The 18,224-nt window shown below is 39.1% G+C and carries 16 protein-coding genes; 6 read left to right on the forward strand and 10 right to left on the reverse strand.

The window, feature by feature from the left end:
• Window positions 1-192: 192 nt before the first annotated feature.
• Window positions 193-1,155, reverse strand: a complete 963-nt coding sequence (locus BO26_RS05170; RefSeq protein ID WP_036769543.1) for a threo-3-hydroxy-L-aspartate ammonia-lyase — start codon at window positions 1,153-1,155, stop codon at window positions 193-195.
• An 83-nt stretch (window positions 1,156-1,238) separates the two neighbouring features.
• The gene (locus tag BO26_RS05175) at window positions 1,239-1,862 is read right to left on the reverse strand and encodes a TetR/AcrR family transcriptional regulator (protein WP_036769544.1); all 624 of its coding nucleotides are present in this window, start codon (window positions 1,860-1,862) and stop codon (window positions 1,239-1,241) included.
• A 227-nt stretch (window positions 1,863-2,089) separates the two neighbouring features.
• Between BO26_RS05175 and BO26_RS05180 the strand changes: the two genes are divergently transcribed.
• Window positions 2,090-3,310: a Tm-1-like ATP-binding domain-containing protein gene (locus tag BO26_RS05180; RefSeq protein WP_036769547.1), complete on the forward strand. Its 1,221-nt coding sequence runs from the start codon at window positions 2,090-2,092 to the stop codon at window positions 3,308-3,310.
• Window positions 3,311-3,818: 508 nt separating this feature from the next.
• Here BO26_RS05180 and BO26_RS05185 read toward each other — a convergent pair.
• From BO26_RS05185 to BO26_RS21920, 5 genes are read right to left on the reverse strand one after another with little or no spacing between them, the layout of a single operon-like run.
• Complete coding sequence (locus BO26_RS05185) at window positions 3,819-5,255, reverse strand: carboxypeptidase M32 (RefSeq protein ID WP_036769548.1); 1,437 nt, start codon at window positions 5,253-5,255, stop codon at window positions 3,819-3,821.
• Window positions 5,252-6,130, reverse strand: a complete 879-nt coding sequence (locus BO26_RS05190; protein WP_036769551.1) for a DMT family transporter — start codon at window positions 6,128-6,130, stop codon at window positions 5,252-5,254. Before BO26_RS05190 ends, BO26_RS05185 begins: the two co-directional genes overlap by 4 nt.
• Window positions 6,123-6,794, reverse strand: a complete 672-nt coding sequence (locus tag BO26_RS05195; protein ID WP_036769554.1) for a 2OG-Fe(II) oxygenase — start codon at window positions 6,792-6,794, stop codon at window positions 6,123-6,125. Before BO26_RS05195 ends, BO26_RS05190 begins: the two co-directional genes overlap by 8 nt.
• Complete coding sequence (locus BO26_RS05200) at window positions 6,784-7,905, reverse strand: HesA/MoeB/ThiF family protein (RefSeq protein ID WP_081861850.1); 1,122 nt, start codon at window positions 7,903-7,905, stop codon at window positions 6,784-6,786. The genes BO26_RS05195 and BO26_RS05200 overlap by 11 nt, the downstream gene beginning before the upstream one ends.
• 46 nt (window positions 7,906-7,951) lie before the next feature.
• The gene (locus BO26_RS21920) at window positions 7,952-8,053 is read right to left on the reverse strand and encodes a pantocin A family RiPP (protein ID WP_071823668.1); all 102 of its coding nucleotides are present in this window, start codon (window positions 8,051-8,053) and stop codon (window positions 7,952-7,954) included.
• Window positions 8,054-9,479: 1,426 nt separating this feature from the next.
• Here BO26_RS21920 and BO26_RS05210 point away from each other — a divergent pair.
• Together BO26_RS05210 and BO26_RS24795 are read left to right on the forward strand one after the other, a co-directional pair.
• Window positions 9,480-10,820, forward strand: a complete 1,341-nt coding sequence (locus BO26_RS05210; RefSeq protein ID WP_036769674.1) for an MATE family efflux transporter — start codon at window positions 9,480-9,482, stop codon at window positions 10,818-10,820.
• A 27-nt stretch (window positions 10,821-10,847) separates the two neighbouring features.
• Window positions 10,848-11,015 carry a hypothetical protein gene (locus BO26_RS24795; RefSeq protein ID WP_477707006.1) on the forward strand — a complete coding sequence of 56 codons (168 nt, stop codon included), beginning with the start codon at window positions 10,848-10,850 and terminating at the stop codon, window positions 11,013-11,015.
• Between the two features lie 18 nt (window positions 11,016-11,033).
• Here BO26_RS24795 and BO26_RS05215 read toward each other — a convergent pair whose 3' ends face one another.
• The 3 genes from BO26_RS05215 to BO26_RS05225 are packed head-to-tail and all read right to left on the reverse strand — an operon-like array spanning window position 11,034 to window position 12,754.
• The gene (locus BO26_RS05215; protein WP_036769562.1) at window positions 11,034-11,705 is read right to left on the reverse strand and encodes a DUF799 domain-containing protein; all 672 of its coding nucleotides are present in this window, start codon (window positions 11,703-11,705) and stop codon (window positions 11,034-11,036) included.
• Window positions 11,702-12,061 (reverse strand): DUF4810 domain-containing protein, encoded by a 360-nt coding sequence (locus BO26_RS05220; protein WP_036769565.1) that lies wholly within the window; start codon window positions 12,059-12,061, stop codon window positions 11,702-11,704. The genes BO26_RS05215 and BO26_RS05220 overlap by 4 nt, the downstream gene beginning before the upstream one ends.
• Window positions 12,062-12,082: 21 nt before the next feature.
• Window positions 12,083-12,754, reverse strand: coding sequence for a CsgG/HfaB family protein (locus BO26_RS05225; protein ID WP_036769568.1), 672 nt, complete (start codon window positions 12,752-12,754; stop codon window positions 12,083-12,085).
• Window positions 12,755-13,591: 837 nt separating this feature from the next.
• Between BO26_RS05225 and fdnG the strand changes: the two genes are divergently transcribed.
• Genes fdnG through fdoI form a run of 3 tightly spaced genes read left to right on the forward strand, consistent with a single transcriptional unit; the run spans window position 13,592 to window position 18,219 of the window.
• Window positions 13,592-16,639 carry a formate dehydrogenase-N subunit alpha gene (gene fdnG, locus BO26_RS05230; RefSeq protein WP_072023219.1) on the forward strand — a complete coding sequence of 1,016 codons (3,048 nt, stop codon included), beginning with the start codon at window positions 13,592-13,594 and terminating at the stop codon, window positions 16,637-16,639.
• 12 nt (window positions 16,640-16,651) lie between these two features.
• Complete coding sequence (gene fdxH, locus BO26_RS05235; protein WP_036769571.1) at window positions 16,652-17,578, forward strand: formate dehydrogenase subunit beta; 927 nt, start codon at window positions 16,652-16,654, stop codon at window positions 17,576-17,578.
• Window positions 17,578-18,219 (forward strand): formate dehydrogenase cytochrome b556 subunit, encoded by a 642-nt coding sequence (fdoI, locus tag BO26_RS05240; RefSeq protein ID WP_036769574.1) that lies wholly within the window; start codon window positions 17,578-17,580, stop codon window positions 18,217-18,219. The genes fdxH and fdoI overlap by 1 nt, the downstream gene beginning before the upstream one ends.
• Window positions 18,220-18,224: the final 5 nt, after the last annotated feature.

Below are 18,224 nucleotides of genomic sequence, written 5' to 3' on the forward strand. Positions count from 1 at the left end.
CCGCACTGCAACTTAAAATCTATTGGGTATATGCTCCCGGGGATTCGTTCCCTTACTGTCGCGATGCATCTTGAAATCTATTGGGTATATTAAATAACCATCTCCTTTATTAGACCTACATTCTGTGCAATTGAATAATAGAAAGTTTTTTTATGACAATACTAAAATATAAGACTTTTATCTCGTCTGAGATTATTTTGCCAATAAAGCGCAATAACGTGCAATATCCACATTCCCGCCACTCACAATGATCCCAATTCTTTGCCCTTGCAATTGCTGGCTTATTTGATGTACAGCAGCAAAACTCAAACACCCTGTCGGCTCGACAATCATCTTCATTCGTTCAGCATAAAAACGCATTGTCTCCACTAATTCCTCATCAGAAACAGTGAAAATATCATCAATGTTTCTTCGAATAATTTCGAAAGTATATTGCCCAATATGTTGAGTTTGAGCGCCATCAGCAATCGTTTTAGGAGCATCAATATGAATAATCTTCCCCTGACGAAATGACTGCTGGGCATCATTACCCGCTTCTGGCTCTACGCCATAAACTTTACATCTGGGAGATAAATAGCGGGCAGCAAGTGCACTCCCTGAAAGCAAACCACCGCCACCAAGACAAACAAATAACGCATCCAGCTCACCAACTTCTTCAAACAACTCTTTTGCTGCGGTCCCTTGCCCGGCAATAATATACGGATGATCATAGGGAGGAATTAAGGTCAGCCCCTGACTTTCTGATAATTCACGGCCAATTTGTTCACGATCATTCATATAACGGTCGTAAAAAACCACTTTACCGCCATAACTTTTAGTCGCATCTACCTTAACGGCAGGTGCATCGTGCGGCATAATAATTGTAGCTGGAATATTCAATATACGGGCTGATAACGAAATCGCCTGACCGTGATTACCTGACGAATAAGTTACAACCCCTTTGCGGCGCTGCTCATCACTGAACTGTGATAACGCATTAAAGGCACCACGAAATTTAAATGCTCCCATCCGCTGATAGTTTTCACATTTAAAAAATAACCTGGCTCCTGTCATTTCATTAGCAGTCCGGGAAGTCAGGACTGGAGTACGGTAAGCATAGTTTTCTATACGCCGGGCGGCGGCAATCACGTCTTCATATACGGGGATATTTTGCATTAGGGATAACCATCCATCAGATGAAATAAAGACAAATTTTGTCAATAATAAAGCATTATTACTCAAATAGTTATCGTAAATAACTATAACCCAGAATCTCTGTTCGCCTGATTAAGAATGGCTTTTGCCATCCATTTAGTGATTTCAATAATTTCTTCATCATTCATCTGCCAGATATCTTTCATCACCAGAAAAACTTCGGACCCATAAATCAGGGAAAAAGAACGAATGACATTCTCCAGAGTGTCTGGCGGGAAATGCCCTTTTAATGGTTCAACAACCATTGAAAGGATCTCTTTACGGTGACCACGCACCAGTTTCTTTTCCTGCTTATCCTCAGATAAACGCCCCTGAGCCCATTGCTGTAATGAAACCAAAAGGGCCGCCCTCAATGCCCCCTCATGTTGGAACATACGAGGATAAGCAAAATCCAACAGTTCAATAATCCGCTCCTCAGTTTTGTCACTGGCAGGTTTCCAGGTGAGAATCGGCCCAAGGCTGGCACTAACGATTGCATCAATTAAATCACTTTGCGTCGGAAAATAGCGGTATGCCGTCGCTCTGGAAACACCAGCATACACGGCCAATTCGGAAACCGAAGGTATCGCCCTCTGCTCAAAAAGCTCCAATGCAGAATTTATTAGCAATGTATAAGTTTTTTTCCGAGTACCAGTAAGAGGTTTAGTATTCGAGTCCATCATTGACACAACTCTTTCACAATAAGATTCTCTATAAACGTATGGTAAAAATATCTTTTCGACATCATCACTCTACTAAACTATCTACAAAACGCCCAAATTGATTCAGTTTATTTATAGATAAAATGAGACGACTGTCTCAATTTGATGATATAACAGTGATACTAGAGTCTCATATTGACTATAATCTGTCCATGAATTAGTAGCCAGCACCAGGGGAAACATTCATAATTATAATGAAAATTAATCAAGGCTATATCTATATTGTCACCATTTTTGATACCAAGAGCGCAGAAATCTTCTACGTCAGGGATCTAATAGAAAAAACTGGCCTTGCCGTTCGTACCGTGGACTTGACTACTAAACCGGGCTCCCAGGAAAGAGGAGCGGATATTACTTCATTAACAGTAGCAGAGCATCATCCACAAGGCAAAGAAGCCGTTTTCTGTGGTGATCGGGGTAAAGCCATTTCCGCAATGGCAATCGCCTTTAAGACTTTTTTATCAAAACAAACTGATGTTTTAGCTATTCTGGGATTAGGGGGATCTGGCGGGACAGCACTGATTACACCGGCCATGCAGTCTTTACCTGTGGGTATACCAAAACTTATGGTTTCTACCATGGCTTCCGGTGATGTTTCTGGTTATGTTGGAGTCAGTGATATCGCCATGCTGTATTCAGTTACTGATGTATCTGGCCTTAACCGTATCTCCCGCCAGGTATTGAAGAATGCGGCCAATCAAATTGCTGGCGCAGTTTATTTTCATGAAGAGGATGAGATCGAAGATAAACCAGCTATTGGCCTGACAATGTTTGGTGTAACAACACCTTGTATACAGTTACTGACCAAAGAATTGGAACAACAATATGACTGTTTAATTTTCCATGCAACTGGCAACGGCGGCAAAACCATGGAAAAACTGGCCGAGAGTCGCTTGCTTAACAGTCTGCTTGATATGACTACAACTGAAGTCTGTGATTATCTGTTTGGTGGTGTTCTGGCCTGTGATGCCGACCGTTTGAGTGCAATAGCCCGCACACAAACACCTTATATTGGTTCTTGCGGCGCGTTGGATATGGTGAATTTCGGTCACCCGAATACTATCCCAGGCCACTACAAAGGTAGACAATTTTATTGTCATAATCCTCAAGTGACATTAATGCGTACTACACCAGAAGAAAACCATCAAATGGGGATTTGGATCGCTGAAAAACTTAATCAGTGCGAAGGAAAAGTAAAATTTATTATTCCTGAAGGCGGTTTTTCTGCTCTGGATATTGAAGATGGGCCATTCTGGAACCCTGAAGCGACTCAGGCATTCATCAACGCTTTTGAGTCTACATTTATAGAAATGGAAAATAGACAACTGATTAAGAGTTCTCACCATGTGAATTCATCTGAATTTTGCCAACACGTGATCAACGAATATCAGCAAATGATGAATTCAGTTGTATAGGCGGCCCAGCATTGAAACAAGAGGAAAGATTAATGAACCAAAATACTGATGATAATACCAGGACAAAAGCAGTACTGACACCAAAAGATTGTATACAACTAATTAATGACTAGGCAGAAAGTTGCCAAAACAGGGCATTCTGATGTTATTGTTCTATCAGCCGCGACTTCTACGGCACGTCTATCGGGAAATCGCGCTAAAAAGGAGTAAAAGCAACCAAGTACTCGTGTTCCAAAGGGAAGCCTCAAGAACTTCCTGTTAATAACCTAGCTGTAAAGATGTTGGAAGTTAACAAACTAAATTAAAACATAACAATACTTGCTTTGTTTTCTTCCTTTCGGAGCTTATCTCCGTCAACACCAGGCTCCTGCGGCCCCCACCGCAGGAGTTTTTTTATGGATATACAGGCAGTAAAGTGACTTGCTCCCACCGCTAAGTCACATGTGAATCGTATCTTAGGGGAGAAAATTTCACAGTTTTGTTAAAAACGACTCAAATTAGATTTCTGCTAAATATTTTCATATTTAGCGATAATCATGTCTCTTGCATGTAAAGTACTTATTTTCTCTTCTGTACCAGATTCGATGACATCAACAGGTGAAAAAAAGGCGCCTTTTGACCAAATATTTTTTCTTAGCCAAACCAAAGTATCTTCATAGTTCAAATCACCTATTTTTTTATATATCTGTGATGCATATATATAACCAAGCATATAGCATGGAAAATAACCAAAAAAACCTGCCGCCCAATGAATATCCTGCATACACCCATTTCTATAATCTTTTCCTGAACTTATTCCTAATAATTTTATGGAAAGCTCATTCCATAATTCAGGTATATCATTAACAGCCAGATTTTTATTAATCAATTCCCGCTCAATTAAATAACGCAAATAAATATGTTGCAAGTAATGTATTTCATCTGTATTTATCCTGGTTTCATTAGGTTTTAATTTTAATAGGTGTTTCCTTATACTACCAGCTGATATATTTAATCCATGTTTAACGGTTTTTCTCGATAAATAATTAATAAAAGAATCAGAATAACCATAACACATTTCAAAGAATAAACTCTGACTTTCATGTACTCCAATAGAACAAGGATAAGATACAGGCATGCCTAAAAATTCATTGGGAAGATTCCTTTCATATAGAGAGTGTCCGAATTCATGTAAAGAAGCATAGACTCCACCAATGAAATTAGAATCTGAGTATTTATTCGTGATTCTTATATCATCTCTGGTTCCACCACAAAAAGGATGAGCACTTACATCCAATCGCCCTCTGGAAAAATCAAATCCTAGTTCAGAAAGCATCTCTTTATTTATCTCTATTTGCGTTCTAATTGGAACTTTATGATTTATATTTTTATTTAATGAGTTTGATTTAAACCGTTCTGTTAAACCAGGTAGCCATATCTGAATTTCTTCAAAAAGATTATCTAACATATCCGTCTTCATCATCGGCTCATATTCATTCAATAATGATTCATAGGGGCTAACACCGGAAGCTTCAGATAAAATACTGGCTTTTTCTCTTAATAATTCGACTAATTGTGTCAAATCTTTTGAAAACCCCTGCCAATTATTCATTTCTTTATTTTTAACCCATGAATATTCACACTGACAGGTAATCTTCTTTATTTCCTTTACTAACGAAATAGGAAGTAATCGTTTTTGTTCAATTTCCTTTTTAGCAGAGAAAAGGGCCTTTCTTGCAATATTATCCAGATTATTATCTAAGAGTAATTTTTCTATAGTATCAAAAATAGCTTGTGATGTCTTTTTTTCATGAATAATTAATTCTGCCTCTGAAAGGGCTTCAGCCCTTGCTAAGAAGCTATTATCAGGCATCATCGTAGTTTGATCCCAATAACATATATCCATCAAATGTTCGATATTATATATTGAGCGATAGTGCTCTTTTATATCAGATAATTCCCTCATTTCTTTCTCCCTCTAAATGCTATTATGACACTGGAAAATATAAACAACATGCCAACAAACATATTAATATTTATTGATTCATTTAGAAAATAATAAGATATCAACACACTAAATATAGGCGATATAAGTGCAGAATAAGAGGTTAACTCTGCCCCGCCATGTTCTATCATGTAAAACCATAAAATATAGACAAGAACTCCACTCGCTATCCCCATATATAGAATAGGTATAAAAATGTGGGTAACTGTCTGAAAAATCTCACCATTAAAGTTAAATATATCAAGGTTTGTAGATAAAAATGGCGTTATAATTATCATTAATAAAAATGAAACAATATTTTGATATAAAACCTTTGAAAATATATCTAGCTGGGTAGGTATTTTCTCCGATAAAAAAGTTCCTAATGCCCATACGAAGGCACTGACTAATATAATACACTCACCAAAGCTTATTTCTTTTAAGGATATAAATATCAAAACTCCAGATATACAAAGTATAGATACAGTAATTGATCTAAAACTTATCCTTTTGCTACTTATCATTGTTAGAAGAGAGGTAATAGCAGGCATTGTGTATATAAGTACAGATGCTTTCACTGAATCTGTATATTTTAGTGATATGTTGTTTAAAACAGGAACTAAGAAAACATTTAAAACACCTAGTGGTATACAAAATAACAGATCATAAAAATTTGGTTTTTTTTTATAAAAAACCAGAACCAGAAAGGCTAATATTAATACAGATGTAATTGTCGAATAAAAACGAAAAGGCCATACCCCAATTTGCTCAATAGCTATTTTTGAAATAGGGAATCCCCCGCCCCATAATATTGCTATTAGGATAGCGAAGGAAAGTACTTTTTTATTCCTAGTCATATCTAACCACCAAGGCCATTCTCTTTTTTTTACCCTCAGCAGTTACCATAGACACAAAATGGGGTATTTCTTTTTCACTGGTATCGAAAATCAATGTCGTCAAATTATATGGGACTAGCGTATCCACGATAAACTTACGTTCCTTATCCAGAATAACCGTTAATCCTCCATGGTTTGGATTCCAATTACCAGTCAAATTTATTACTATGCCAAAACTTTCTCCCGGATCACAATGCGTCGTTAAGAAATCTCCCTTGTCAAATCTGTTTAAATATAACAAAGCCATCTTCTTTATTTCTCTACCTGTTATTGATGTAAGAAATGACTTAAATTTTTCACTACCTACTATGTCCTTTATTGCAGAAAAATAGGTTATTTTCCCACTTCTATCATTATCAGGAAGTCGCCTGAAAGAGAATGAAAAAACACCATTATTATAATCCTCAAATGAAAGTAATTTCTCCCTTTCAATTTCTTCCATACTATTCTCACTTAAATAAAAGTCATGTTCTCCATACCTGTTTTTTATAATATAAGACCACTCACTGTCATTAATTGAATTAAAATTATCTGAAAAAAAAACAAATTCAGGAAAAAATTGATCTATTGAAAAATTCACATAGCCTTTATTCTTAAATGCTGTGTGCAGATCTTTAGTTTTCATCAAATATATACTCCTCTCTGGTTTTAAAATCCCTAAGCGAGATATAAAGCTTTTTACCGACAAGAGCAGGTTCATCATATCCAGTGATTATTTTTACTACCTGATCAGCAACCAGCCCTGACATTGCCGCTAATGATGGTGCACTTTGCCACGCATTAACCTTTCTGTTACCATCTAAGAACTGTTGTTTCATCCTGGCTTCTTGAAATTTCTTTACATCATTATTTTCACTATAAAATTGTTTTTTGATTCTTTTCTTTGCATCAAAATAAGTCTTATCTTGACCATTATTTAAATAAATTGGCCCGACGGATATTTCAAAAGGATCACCGCCAAGTTCTATGACGGGTATATTTTTATTGCAAGCAAGTTCATGTACCATTCCTTCAACCGTGTTTTTCCTAAAATAACCTAAGCTGGCCCATGCAAGTAAGACCAAATCAACACCATCTAACATCGCTTTAAGTCTATTTTTATCTGTTGTGGCAAATTCGAGATATTTTTCTACATTCGTGTATTTATTGTGCCTTTTTATCCCTTCCTCAGCAGCATCGACTTTATTTTTTCCAATATCATCAAAAGTATAAAGAACTTGCCTGTTCAGGTTAGATAATTCAACATCATCACCATCAACAATTCTTAATGTTCCCACACCTGCTAATGCCAATTGTAATGAGCACCACGTTCCCCATCCTCCCATACCAAGAACTAAAACTCTGCTTTTTTTTAATTTTTCTTGATATTTTATCGAATTGATATTTTCGTTATCTATTAAAGAATACTGAAGAAGTTGCCTGTCGTATAATTCAATTTCTTGAGATGTAAGGACATCGGAAAATATTGCATTATCTTCAATAATCCCAAATGAATTTAATTTTTCAATAAAATTAACGATTTCGTGCTCATTTATTTCATATCCCATATGTGAAATTTCTTTTATTATTCTTGGGATCGTATGAAAACCATCAAGTTTAGATAAAACAACTTTTACCCATTCTGGCGGATTTTTAATTATTCGAGATTTTCCAGGTATTTCACCAATACAAATATCACCATCATCGGAAAGGATGATGTGATGAGAGCGCTTAATTAACGGCTTAGTAATTCTCATATTCATTTCCTACAAAAGCCGCCAGACGGCGGCTTTTATCTAGTTCTTATTCAAGTTCAATAGATTCTTCTTCAGTGTACATGGCTTTTTCTTCACTGATAGAAGAGATACGTTCTTCGAGTTCTACAAAAGACATTTCTTGATTCATGGTATATACCTCAATTAGATTATTACGTTATATTTTCCTGTGTTAACCATTTTATTACAATTAGCTAACAGTCAAATTAATAATATAAAAATAATTAAAGTCAAGTGTTTTTATTAAACTACAGTAAAACTATTAATCAGATAACGTTTTTACCTAAAAAATATGATAATTTGTAAGGAGTTATCTAGTACTAAACTATTTAAACCATTCTAATAATCACAAATAGTAATCATCATAATGAAGGATAGTTTTTCCAAAGTATAATTTTATTAAATAAGTTATTTTTATTTAATATTAAAAATAAGGTATTAACAGTGAAAATAATAAATAGATTTATAGTTTCTTAAAAATATATCTGTAACTTACGCCTATTCCTGTTAAGGATTTTTTATTTCCCCTTATTTATCATCAATAAAAAATATAAAATTAACGCAACAATTATGCCAATTTTAAAATTAACTTCATTTCAAATAATCCGCCCTTATTATAGGGCGGAATAGGAAGAATATAAGAAAAGAATTAAAATTCCACATAATAAAATAATTATGCTGCTTATAGAGGTTAATACCAATTTCGATTAATCATTTTCCCTCAAATATAATAGGTGTTGAATCATTTGGACTATTAGAACCAATAAGACATGTTGCCATATTGGGCGAAAAAATAATACATTTCACAGCACATATAGGTAAATCTGGCGCCAACACACAAGCATAGATAGACGCAGAGAAAGTAGAAAAATAAGTCAATGTTAAAATGGCCATAAATAACTGACGTTTTAATCTGTTTATCATCATATCACCTCGCTAAATGGTACATTTTTATTTCCATATATTCTGCTCCCTGAATTAATTGTAGGACAAAATTTAATCACATATATTTTTTTATCATCTTGTTGATGAATCGTTTAGATTATAATTAAAACCCAATAAAATTATTTAAATAAATTTAACTATAAATACCTTCCAAATGTAACCGTAAATAAAATTTAACGAATTTTTTAAACATAAAAACATTAAAATAGATGACAGAGAATAATTCAATCGCATGTTTAATAACCTCATCTGACATACCTATCGCCAAACATTAACAATTGATTAAATAAATTATACAAATGATATTTTATAATGAAAAATTTCAACTTATTTATTAATTGAGATATTCATTTAAATACTTAACGATATAATATAGCACTAAATACTTAACTGCCTCTTGATTTAGATACCCTTACAAGTAAATAGTGCCGGTATTTCAATCATCAGTATACATATCAACAAACTATCTTCTTATGGTTACAGACGCACTATCTTTATTCCCTCACTGTTAACCATTGAATAAACCATGTAGAATGGCTGAACATCTTCTGAGTACGCCACATTTCAAAAAACAATTAATTTTTACTTTTTTCAATCAGCAGGTTTTTCAAATGCATCAAACCGATGTTACTGAACGTTCGCTCTTTTCATTAAGCTGGCCGATTTTCATTGATATTCTTCTTCATTTGGTCACTTTATTAATTAACACCTACATGGTGAGTCATGTTTCTACTTCCTATCTGGCTGCTATGGCAGTCGGTAATCAGGTATTTGACTTGTTTATCACTATCTTCAATTTTATCAGCGTTGGTTGCAGCGTCGTTATTGCTCAATACATTGGCGCAGGCAAACGAGATAAGGCAAGTCAGGCGATCCATATCTCTATTGCATTCAATTTCTTGCTTGGACTCAGTTGTGCACTAGTTACTATCTTCTTCGGCTATAAGATCTTGCATATCATGAATATGCCAGAACATCTCATGAAAGATGGATTTAGCTATCTGCATATTCTGGGTATTTGTCTGATCCCTGAAGCGATTTCAATTATTCTGGCAGCTTGTCTGCGGGTTTATAGCAAATCTAAGGCAGCAATGTATGTCACGTTAATTGCTAACTTGCTGACTGTGCTGGGCAATATGATTGTCCTGTATGGCTTCTTCGGGTTGCCTAAATATGGTTTGGAAGGTGTCGCCTGGTCTACCGTCTTTGGCCGAATTGTGGCCGTGATCCTATTATTTTGTCTGCTCAGTTATGGCTTGCGGATTAAATTTACACTGTCAGGTTTCCTGCTCTGGTCAAAGAGTATGTTGGGCAAGATCTTACATGTCGGTCTACCCGCAGCGGGTGAAAATGTCGTGTGGATCTTACAATATATGGCTGCCATAGCCTTTATTGGCTTGATGGGCGAAACTTCACTAGCCGCCCAAACGCTCTACTTCCAGCTATCGCTGTTTGTGATGTTGTTTGGTATTGCCACCAGCATTGGTAACGAAATTATGGTTGGCCATCTGGTCGGCGCTAAACGGTTTGAAGACGCTTATATTCGTGGACTCAACAGCCTGAAAATTGGCTGCGTCGTGACTATTGGTGTTGTCACCGCTTTTTGGCTGTTCAGAGTACCGATTCTGCACTTTCTGACGCAAGATGAAGCCATTATCAAGCTCTTATTGCCATTATTTTTACTATCTGTATTTCTGGAGCCTATCCGTACCGCCAATATCGTTATGGTGAACGCATTGCGCGCATCCGGTGATGCGCGTTTCCCGCTCTATGCAGCTCTGTTCTTTATGTGGTGTGTTGCTATTCCGATAGGGTATTTTCTTGGGATCAAAATGCAAATGGGTATCTTGGGTATTTGGATCGGTTTCTTCTGTGATGAATGGCTGCGTGGACTCACGAATACATGGCGTTGGAAATCGAAGAAATGGCAAACCAAACGATTAGATATTTGATTAACAATTACTAACCACCAAAAAACAATGCAAAATAACGGTGATAAAAAGCAAAATATAGCTAATTGCTCATTATCACCGTTTATACCTGTTATCTTTCAAGTTGCCTCTTTGTTGGCTGCGTTCACTTACCCCAGTCACATCGTTATCTATGCTCCTGGGGATGCGTTCACTTGCCGCCGCCCTGCAACTTGAAATCTATTGGGTATACATTTAATTAGCGGTTAAATGCTCTTCTTTACCGTAACGTTCAGAACGTGGTCCATAGAGTAAACCTCGGTTGCCACCCGCTGTCAGTAGGCGATAACTTGTAATACCCGCAATTTCATGACCTTTATCCGTAATGGTATTCGCGATTTGTGAAATCACCGCTGACACTAACATTCCAACAAGATTACTACTTGAATTGTTTTGATTTTCAGTCGACGAAGCGACAGCCCGGCCATTCCACAATTGTTTGCCATTACGCAGATCCACCAGCCTCGCTGAAGCCGCTACCCGGGTATCACTGTTAATAATCTGATATTGCGTACCGTATTCTTCAATATCCAGATAGAGCGCTGAATCTGCGCCAAAAATTTCATGCAATTTTTTATAACTGATATTTTGAGCATCCTGCGCCACTGCCACGCCATTTTTCTGCAATGTTTCTTCTACAACCGCAACCGGAAAAACATAGTAGCCAGACTCTGCCAGTGGATAAGTCACTTGAGAAACCAGGCTGTGCCCCGCTTTTACTTCCAGAGATTTATTCACAGCCGGCAACACCAGAATGGATTTTGGCTTGCTCTCTTTAAATGCCGTGTAGTCATAGGGGACAGATTTACTACACCCTGTTAGCACAAATGCAGCCAATAAACTTAACGCCACAAGAATACGGTTCATTGCATAGTTCCTTTATTTTTATTCAATAAAAAATCCATAAATGGCGCTGATTCAGGAAACAATTTTTTCTCTACTTCAAACTGATGGAATGCTTCTGAAACACGACCAGACTTACTATAGAGCAAGCCCATCTGTGCATGCAGCCCAGGTGGTACAGGTTTATCTTTCGCTTTAGCTTTTTCAATCACTTGCTGCAAAGTTTGTAGCTGCTCTTCAAATCCCATCTTATCTTGCTGATAATACTGATAAATTGTAGGTTCGTATTTACCCCACTCATAAATCGTTTTTGGTTGACTGATACAACCAACCAAGACCATCGCTGCCAGTAATAAGCCCGTTTTTTTCATTAATACCATGAGAATATATCCCTAAATTTCTTAATTAGATGGCTTCCATGCACCAGTTTCAATATTTTCAACCAGGCTATTTACCGCTTCACGAATTGCCAGATCCAGCACTTTACCATTCAGAGTAGAATCATAGCTGGCAGTACCACCGAAACCGATAATTTCACGGTTAGATAATTTATATTCACCAGCCCCAGCCACAGAGAAAACCACTTCAGACGTTTCCACATTCACGACATTCAGCATAACTTTTGAATACGCGACTTGTGATTTGCCCCGTCCGAGCAGGCCCCATAACTGATGATCACCAACTTCTTTGCGGCCAAATTCAGTCACATCGCCGGTAATGATGTAGTTAGCCCCTTTCAGCTTCTGCGACTTACCTTGTAAGCCTGCCTCAGCTCTCAGTTCCTTCATATTGGTACGTTCCAGCACCGTAAAGCGTCCAGTCTGTTGTAAATGCGTGATTAAAATCGTTTTAGATTGATTACCCAGACGATCAACACCATCAGAGAAAATCCCATTTTGATAACTGGAGCGATTTTCAAACTTACCGATAGCAATTGGGCTACGAACACCTTGATATACCGTGTTATAAGAATTAACTTTCTGTACCTGAACGGTATTGGAAGATTCAGTTGCACATCCAGTTAATATTGCTGAAACCAAACAAATTGAAGATAAAACCAACTTACCTTGCATAACAATCTATTCCTGCATAAAAAATTATTCGTTCATCCGCCTGACATCAACTGTGAGATGTAAAAACTGGCAGATAACATTTTCATCGAAATTTATTTACATCAGAAATTATTATGAATAAGCCTGAGTAGTGTGGCTAGCACTTTATGCTAAAACAGTAAAAAAACACCTGTTATACCACATTGTTATTAATTGCTTTTATCTGCATAGTTAATAAAACTAAATTAACTTAAATTAAAATTTAAATATTTTATTGATGTTTATATTGTTAATTAAATTTTTCGTATCCGCTGGCACAAATGTTTATTATTAATGAACAAATATCGTTCAAAAATAATAAGTTAATTAAGTTAAATAGGTAAAATAGGAATTTTCAGCATTTAATAGACATAATGGGAACAAATATGAACAAAGGAAAATCGTTATCCATGCTCCCGGGGATTCGCTCCCTTTCCGTCGTGATCCATCTTGAAATCTATTGGGTATAAATTCTGCCAAATCAAATATTAATTAAGGAAAAATTAATCTAATTCAAATATATCGTCACATTAATTATAAACAATTGCAAAACATAATTATAAAATGATTTTAATATCATTATTTATTTTACAACGAGATTCTCCAAATTTAACAACAGAATACTCTTTATGATATTATGGATAATAATAACCTCAGGTAGTTTATAACTCATCAATGCAGTGGGTTCTCTGCGATACCCAGGAATGTTTTGGATGAAAAACGAGCCGGGCTATGAAAGCAATTTCGCCTGATTCGTCAATGCGTTATTGCATCAAAAGTAAAGCAATGTCGTCATTCAAAAAATTAAGGAGAAGACCGATGCAGGTCAGTAGAAGAGTGTTCTTCAAGATCTGCGCAGGTGGTATGGCGGGAACAACAGCCGCCGCGCTGGGATTTGCTCCATCCATTGCGCTAGCTGAAACTCGCCAGTACAAGCTACTGCGCTCACGTGAAATTCGTAATAATTGCACTTATTGCTCTGTTGGCTGTGGCATTCTGATGTACAGCCTGGGGGATGGTGCAAAAAACGCCAAAGAAAGCATTTTTCATATTGAAGGTGATCCGGATCACCCAGTCAGTCGCGGCTCTCTGTGTCCGAAAGGAGCTGGAGTACTTGACTATATTCTCAGTGAAAACCGCCTGCAATATCCCGAATACCGAGCTCCGGGTTCTGATCAATGGCAACGTATCAGTTGGCATGAAGCGATTGAGCGCATTGCTCGTTTAATGAAAGATGACCGTGATGCCAATTTTGTTGAGAAAAACGAAAATAATGTCACCGTCAACCGCTGGCTGACAACCGGCATGCTCTGCTCCTCCGCCGCCAGTAATGAAACCGGTATTCTCGATCAGAAATTCACCCGCGCGATGGGCATGATCGCCATTGATTGTCAGGCTCGTCTTTGCCATGGACCGACGGTATCGGCTCTGGCACCAACGTTTGGCCGTGGTGCCATGACTAACAACTGGGTCGATATTAAAAACGCCAACGTTGTCCTGATCATGGGCGGAAATGCTGCCGAAGCACATCCCGTCGGTTTCAAGTGGGTTATTGAAGCCAAAATTAAAAACAACGCCCAGGTTATTGTGGTTGATCCGCGTTTCAATCGCAGTGCCGCAGTAGCCGATTTCTATGCGCCAATTCGTGCCGGTTCAGATACCGCCTTTTTACTGGGTATGATCCGCTATTTGATAGAGAATAATGCTATCCAATCTGAGTACGTTAAAGCTTACACCAACGCCGGTTTCATCGTTCGTCAAGATTACCAATTCGAAGATGGCCTATTCAGTGGCTTTGATCAAACCACCAAAAGCTATGACAGATCCTCATGGCATTACGAAACCGATGAGCAAGGCTACGCCAAACGAGATGACACGCTGTCTCATCCACGCTGTGTATGGAACTTACTAAAAAACCACGTTGAACGTTATACCCCAGAGCAGGTTTCCAGCCTGTGTGGGACTTCAAAAGAAGATTTCCTCTATATCTGTTCCCAGCTGGCAAATACCGCAGTCACCAACCGCACCGCAACTATTCTCTACGCACTCGGCTGGACTCACCATACAGGCGGTGCTCAGATCATCCGCGCGGCGGCTATGGTTCAATTACTGTTAGGTAACGTGGGAATGCCGGGTGGCGGTGTGAATGCATTGCGTGGTCACTCCAATATTCAGGGCTACAGTGACCTTGGTTTACTGTCTCTTAACTTGCCCGGCTATCTGCCTTTACCTAGTGAAAAACAGCAGAATCTCGCAACCTATCTGGCGCAAACAACGCCAAAAACCATCGTGCCAGATCAAGTTAATTACTGGAAAAATACACCGAATTTCTTTATCAGTTTGTTGAAAAGCTTCTGGGGAGAACACGCCACAGCCGAAAATGACTGGGGTTATGACTGGCTCCCGAAATGGGACAGAAGCTACGATATCATGACACAAGCTGAGCTAATGGCTCAGGGCAAAATGAATGGCTACATTGTTCAGGGCTTCAACCCGCTAGCGGCATTTCCAGATAAAAATAAATCCAGTAAGGCACTCTCAAAACTGAAATATCTGGTGGTGATTGATCCTTTGGTCACCGAATCATCTAACTTCTGGCAAAATCACGGCGAGATGAATGATGTCAATCCGGCTGATATCCAAACCGAAGTTTTCCGTCTGCCTTCCTCCTGTTTTGCAGAAGAAAACGGCTCAATTGCTAACTCAGGCCGCTGGCTGCAATGGCATTGGGCAGGCGCACAACCACCGGGAGAAGCATTACACGACGGTAAAATTCTTGGCAAGTTGTTGCTACGTCTGCGTGAACTTTACCGAATAGAAGGTGGCGCTTACTCTGAACCCATCATGAATCTGTCATGGGATTATCAAAATCCTGAAGATCCAACACCAGAAGAAGTTGCCCGTGAAGCCAATGGTAAAGCCTTAGCGGATATTAAAGATGAAAACGGCAATATCATGCTGAAAAAAGGCCAGCAACTTTCCAGTTTCTCTCAGCTAAAAAATGATGGCACCACAGCCAGCTTCTGCTGGGTCTACACCGGTTGCTGGACCGAAGAAGGTAACCAAATGGCGCGCCGCGATAATTCAGATCCCTCAGGACTGGGCTGTACTCCGGGTTGGGCTTGGGCATGGCCGCAAAACCGCAGGGTGCTCTACAATCGTGCATCAGTTGATCCACAAGGCAAACCGTGGGACCCAAACCGTCAATTAATCAAATGGGATGGAAATAAATGGAGTGGCTTTGATGTTGTTGATTACAACAACGCTGCACCGGGAAACCATGTCGGACCGTTTATCATGCACCCAGAAGGGGTCGCTCGCTTATTCTCCCTTGATAAAATGGCTGATGGTCCTTTTCCTGAACATTACGAACCGATTGAATCACCTATCGGTACAAACCCCCTTCATCCAAATGTTATCTCTAATCCGGTTGCGCGGATCTTTCATTCTGATGTCGCTTATATGGGAGAAGCTAATGAATTTCCTTATGTTGCAACTACTTATTCCATTACCGAATTATTCCGTCACTGGACAAAACACGCCCAACTTAATGCCGTAGTTCAGCCCGAACAGTTTATTGAAATCGGAGAAAAGTTGGCGGCAGAAAAAGGCATTATTCAGGGTGATGAAGTCAAAGTATCTTCCAAACGTGGTTTTATCAAAGCCAAAGCGGTTGTCACCAAGCGAATTCAGCAACTGACCATTAACGGTAAGCCAGTTGAAACCATTGGTATTCCTTGCCACTGGGGTTTTGCCGGAGCAACCCGAAAAGGTTTTCTGGCCAATACGCTTACGCCTTCCGTGGGTGATGCCAATGCACATACACCGGAATACAAAGCATTTTTGGTGAATGTGGAAAAGGTATAACAGGAGCGAAGGTTGACTATGCAATCTCAAGACATTATTCGTAAATCTGCCACTCATTCCTTCACTCCGGCCCCTCGTGTCCGTGATCATCAGGAAGAAGTGGCAAAACTGATCGATGTTACCACCTGCATTGGCTGTAAAGCCTGCCAGGTGGCCTGTTCAGAGTGGAATGATATCCGTGATGAAGTAGGTTTTAACGTTGGTGTTTATGATAACCCAACCGATCTGACGGCTAAATCCTGGACCGTGATGCGCTTCTCCGAAGTCGAAGAACACGGCAAACTGGAGTGGCTGATTCGTAAAGATGGCTGTATGCACTGCGCAGATCCGGGCTGTTTAAAAGCCTGCCCGTCAGAAGGTGCAATTATTCAATATGCCAACGGCATTGTGGATTTCCAATCAGAGCACTGTATCGGCTGTGGTTATTGCATCGCGGGCTGTCCGTTCAACGTGCCGCGAATCAATAAAGAGGATAACCGAGCGTATAAATGTACTTTGTGTGTAGACCGAGTTGGTGTCGGCCAGGAACCCGCTTGTGTGAAAACCTGTCCGACCGGAGCCATCCATTTCGGCACCAAAGAAGATATGAAAAATCTAGCGTCTGAACGGGTCTCTGAGTTGAAAGGTCGCGGTTATCAGCATGCAGGTTTATACGATCCTGCTGGCGTTGGAGGAACTCATGTGATGTATGTTTTACATCATGCAGATAAGCCACAGCTTTATCACGGCCTGCCTGATAATCCGACCATCAGCCCGACCGTGACTTTCTGGAAAGGCATCTGGAAACCACTGGCCGCCGTGGGTTTTGCCGCCACCTTTGCCGCCAGCATTTTCCACTATGTTGGCATTGGCCCAAACCGTACCAACGAAGAAGACGAAGAACATGCCCGTCAGGATGATGAAGTACCTGAAAAATCCACTCATGGGGAGAAATTGTGATGAAGAAGCAAGATACTATTCTCCGCCACTCACCGATTGAGCGGGTGAATCACTGGGCGGTAGTACTCTGTTTTCTATTTACCGGGCTCAGTGGGCTAGGATTCTTTTTTCCATCCTTTAATTGGTTGATGAATATCTTAGGCACACCCCAGTTAGCCCGGATACTACATCCGTTTATCGGCTCGGTGATGTTTTTCTTATTTATCTTTATGTTTATCAGATACTTCAAACATAACTTTATCGACAAAGAGGACATTATCTGGTTGAAAAACATCCATAAAATCCTAAGAAACCAAGAAGCTGGCGATATCGGTCAATACAATCTTGGTCAGAAAGGGATCTACTGGTCTATTAGCATCTGCCTAATCTTACTGGCAATCAGCGGAGTGATTATCTGGCGTCCCTATTTTGCTGATTTCTTCTCCATCCCATTGATCCGGCTTGCGCTTCTGGTGCACTCTCTGGCTGGCGTTGGCCTGATCCTGCTTATTCTGATACATGCCTATGCTGCGTTTTGGGTGAAAGGCTCTATCAGAGCAATGGTTGAAGGCTGGGTAACTCGCGGCTGGGCGAAGAAACATCATCCTCGCTGGTATAGAGAAATCCGTCAGAAAGAGCAGCAAGAGAAGAAAAATCCTTAACACAT

It is taken from the genome of Photorhabdus australis DSM 17609, from assembly GCF_000711895.1.
Taxonomy (GTDB): domain Bacteria; phylum Pseudomonadota; class Gammaproteobacteria; order Enterobacterales; family Enterobacteriaceae; genus Photorhabdus; species Photorhabdus australis.

Bases quoted from the DNA above. Each gene is read 5' to 3' on its own strand.
- BO26_RS05220 (WP_036769565.1), bottom strand. From the start codon at position 12,061: ATGGTATTAATGAAAAAAACGGGCTTATTACTGGCAGCGATGGTCTTG.
- BO26_RS05185 (WP_036769548.1), bottom strand. From the start codon at position 5,255: ATGAGGGAATTATCTGATATAAAAGAGCACTATCGCTCAATATATAAT.
- BO26_RS05180 (WP_036769547.1), top strand. From the start codon at position 2,090: ATGAAAATTAATCAAGGCTATATCTATATTGTCACCATTTTTGATACC.
- BO26_RS05170 (WP_036769543.1), bottom strand. From the start codon at position 1,155: ATGCAAAATATCCCCGTATATGAAGACGTGATTGCCGCCGCCCGGCGT.
- BO26_RS05195 (WP_036769554.1), bottom strand. From the start codon at position 6,794: ATGAAAACTAAAGATCTGCACACAGCATTTAAGAATAAAGGCTATGTG.
- fdoI (WP_036769574.1), top strand. From the start codon at position 17,578: ATGAAGAAGCAAGATACTATTCTCCGCCACTCACCGATTGAGCGGGTG.
- BO26_RS05225 (WP_036769568.1), bottom strand. From the start codon at position 12,754: ATGCAAGGTAAGTTGGTTTTATCTTCAATTTGTTTGGTTTCAGCAATA.
- BO26_RS05200 (WP_081861850.1), bottom strand. From the start codon at position 7,905: ATGAGAATTACTAAGCCGTTAATTAAGCGCTCTCATCACATCATCCTT.
- BO26_RS05215 (WP_036769562.1), bottom strand. From the start codon at position 11,705: ATGAACCGTATTCTTGTGGCGTTAAGTTTATTGGCTGCATTTGTGCTA.
- BO26_RS05210 (WP_036769674.1), top strand. From the start codon at position 9,480: ATGCATCAAACCGATGTTACTGAACGTTCGCTCTTTTCATTAAGCTGG.
- BO26_RS05190 (WP_036769551.1), bottom strand. From the start codon at position 6,130: ATGACTAGGAATAAAAAAGTACTTTCCTTCGCTATCCTAATAGCAATA.
- BO26_RS21920 (WP_071823668.1), bottom strand. From the start codon at position 8,053: ATGAATCAAGAAATGTCTTTTGTAGAACTCGAAGAACGTATCTCTTCT.
- BO26_RS24795 (WP_477707006.1), top strand. From the start codon at position 10,848: ATGCAAAATAACGGTGATAAAAAGCAAAATATAGCTAATTGCTCATTA.
- fdnG (WP_072023219.1), top strand. From the start codon at position 13,592: ATGCAGGTCAGTAGAAGAGTGTTCTTCAAGATCTGCGCAGGTGGTATG.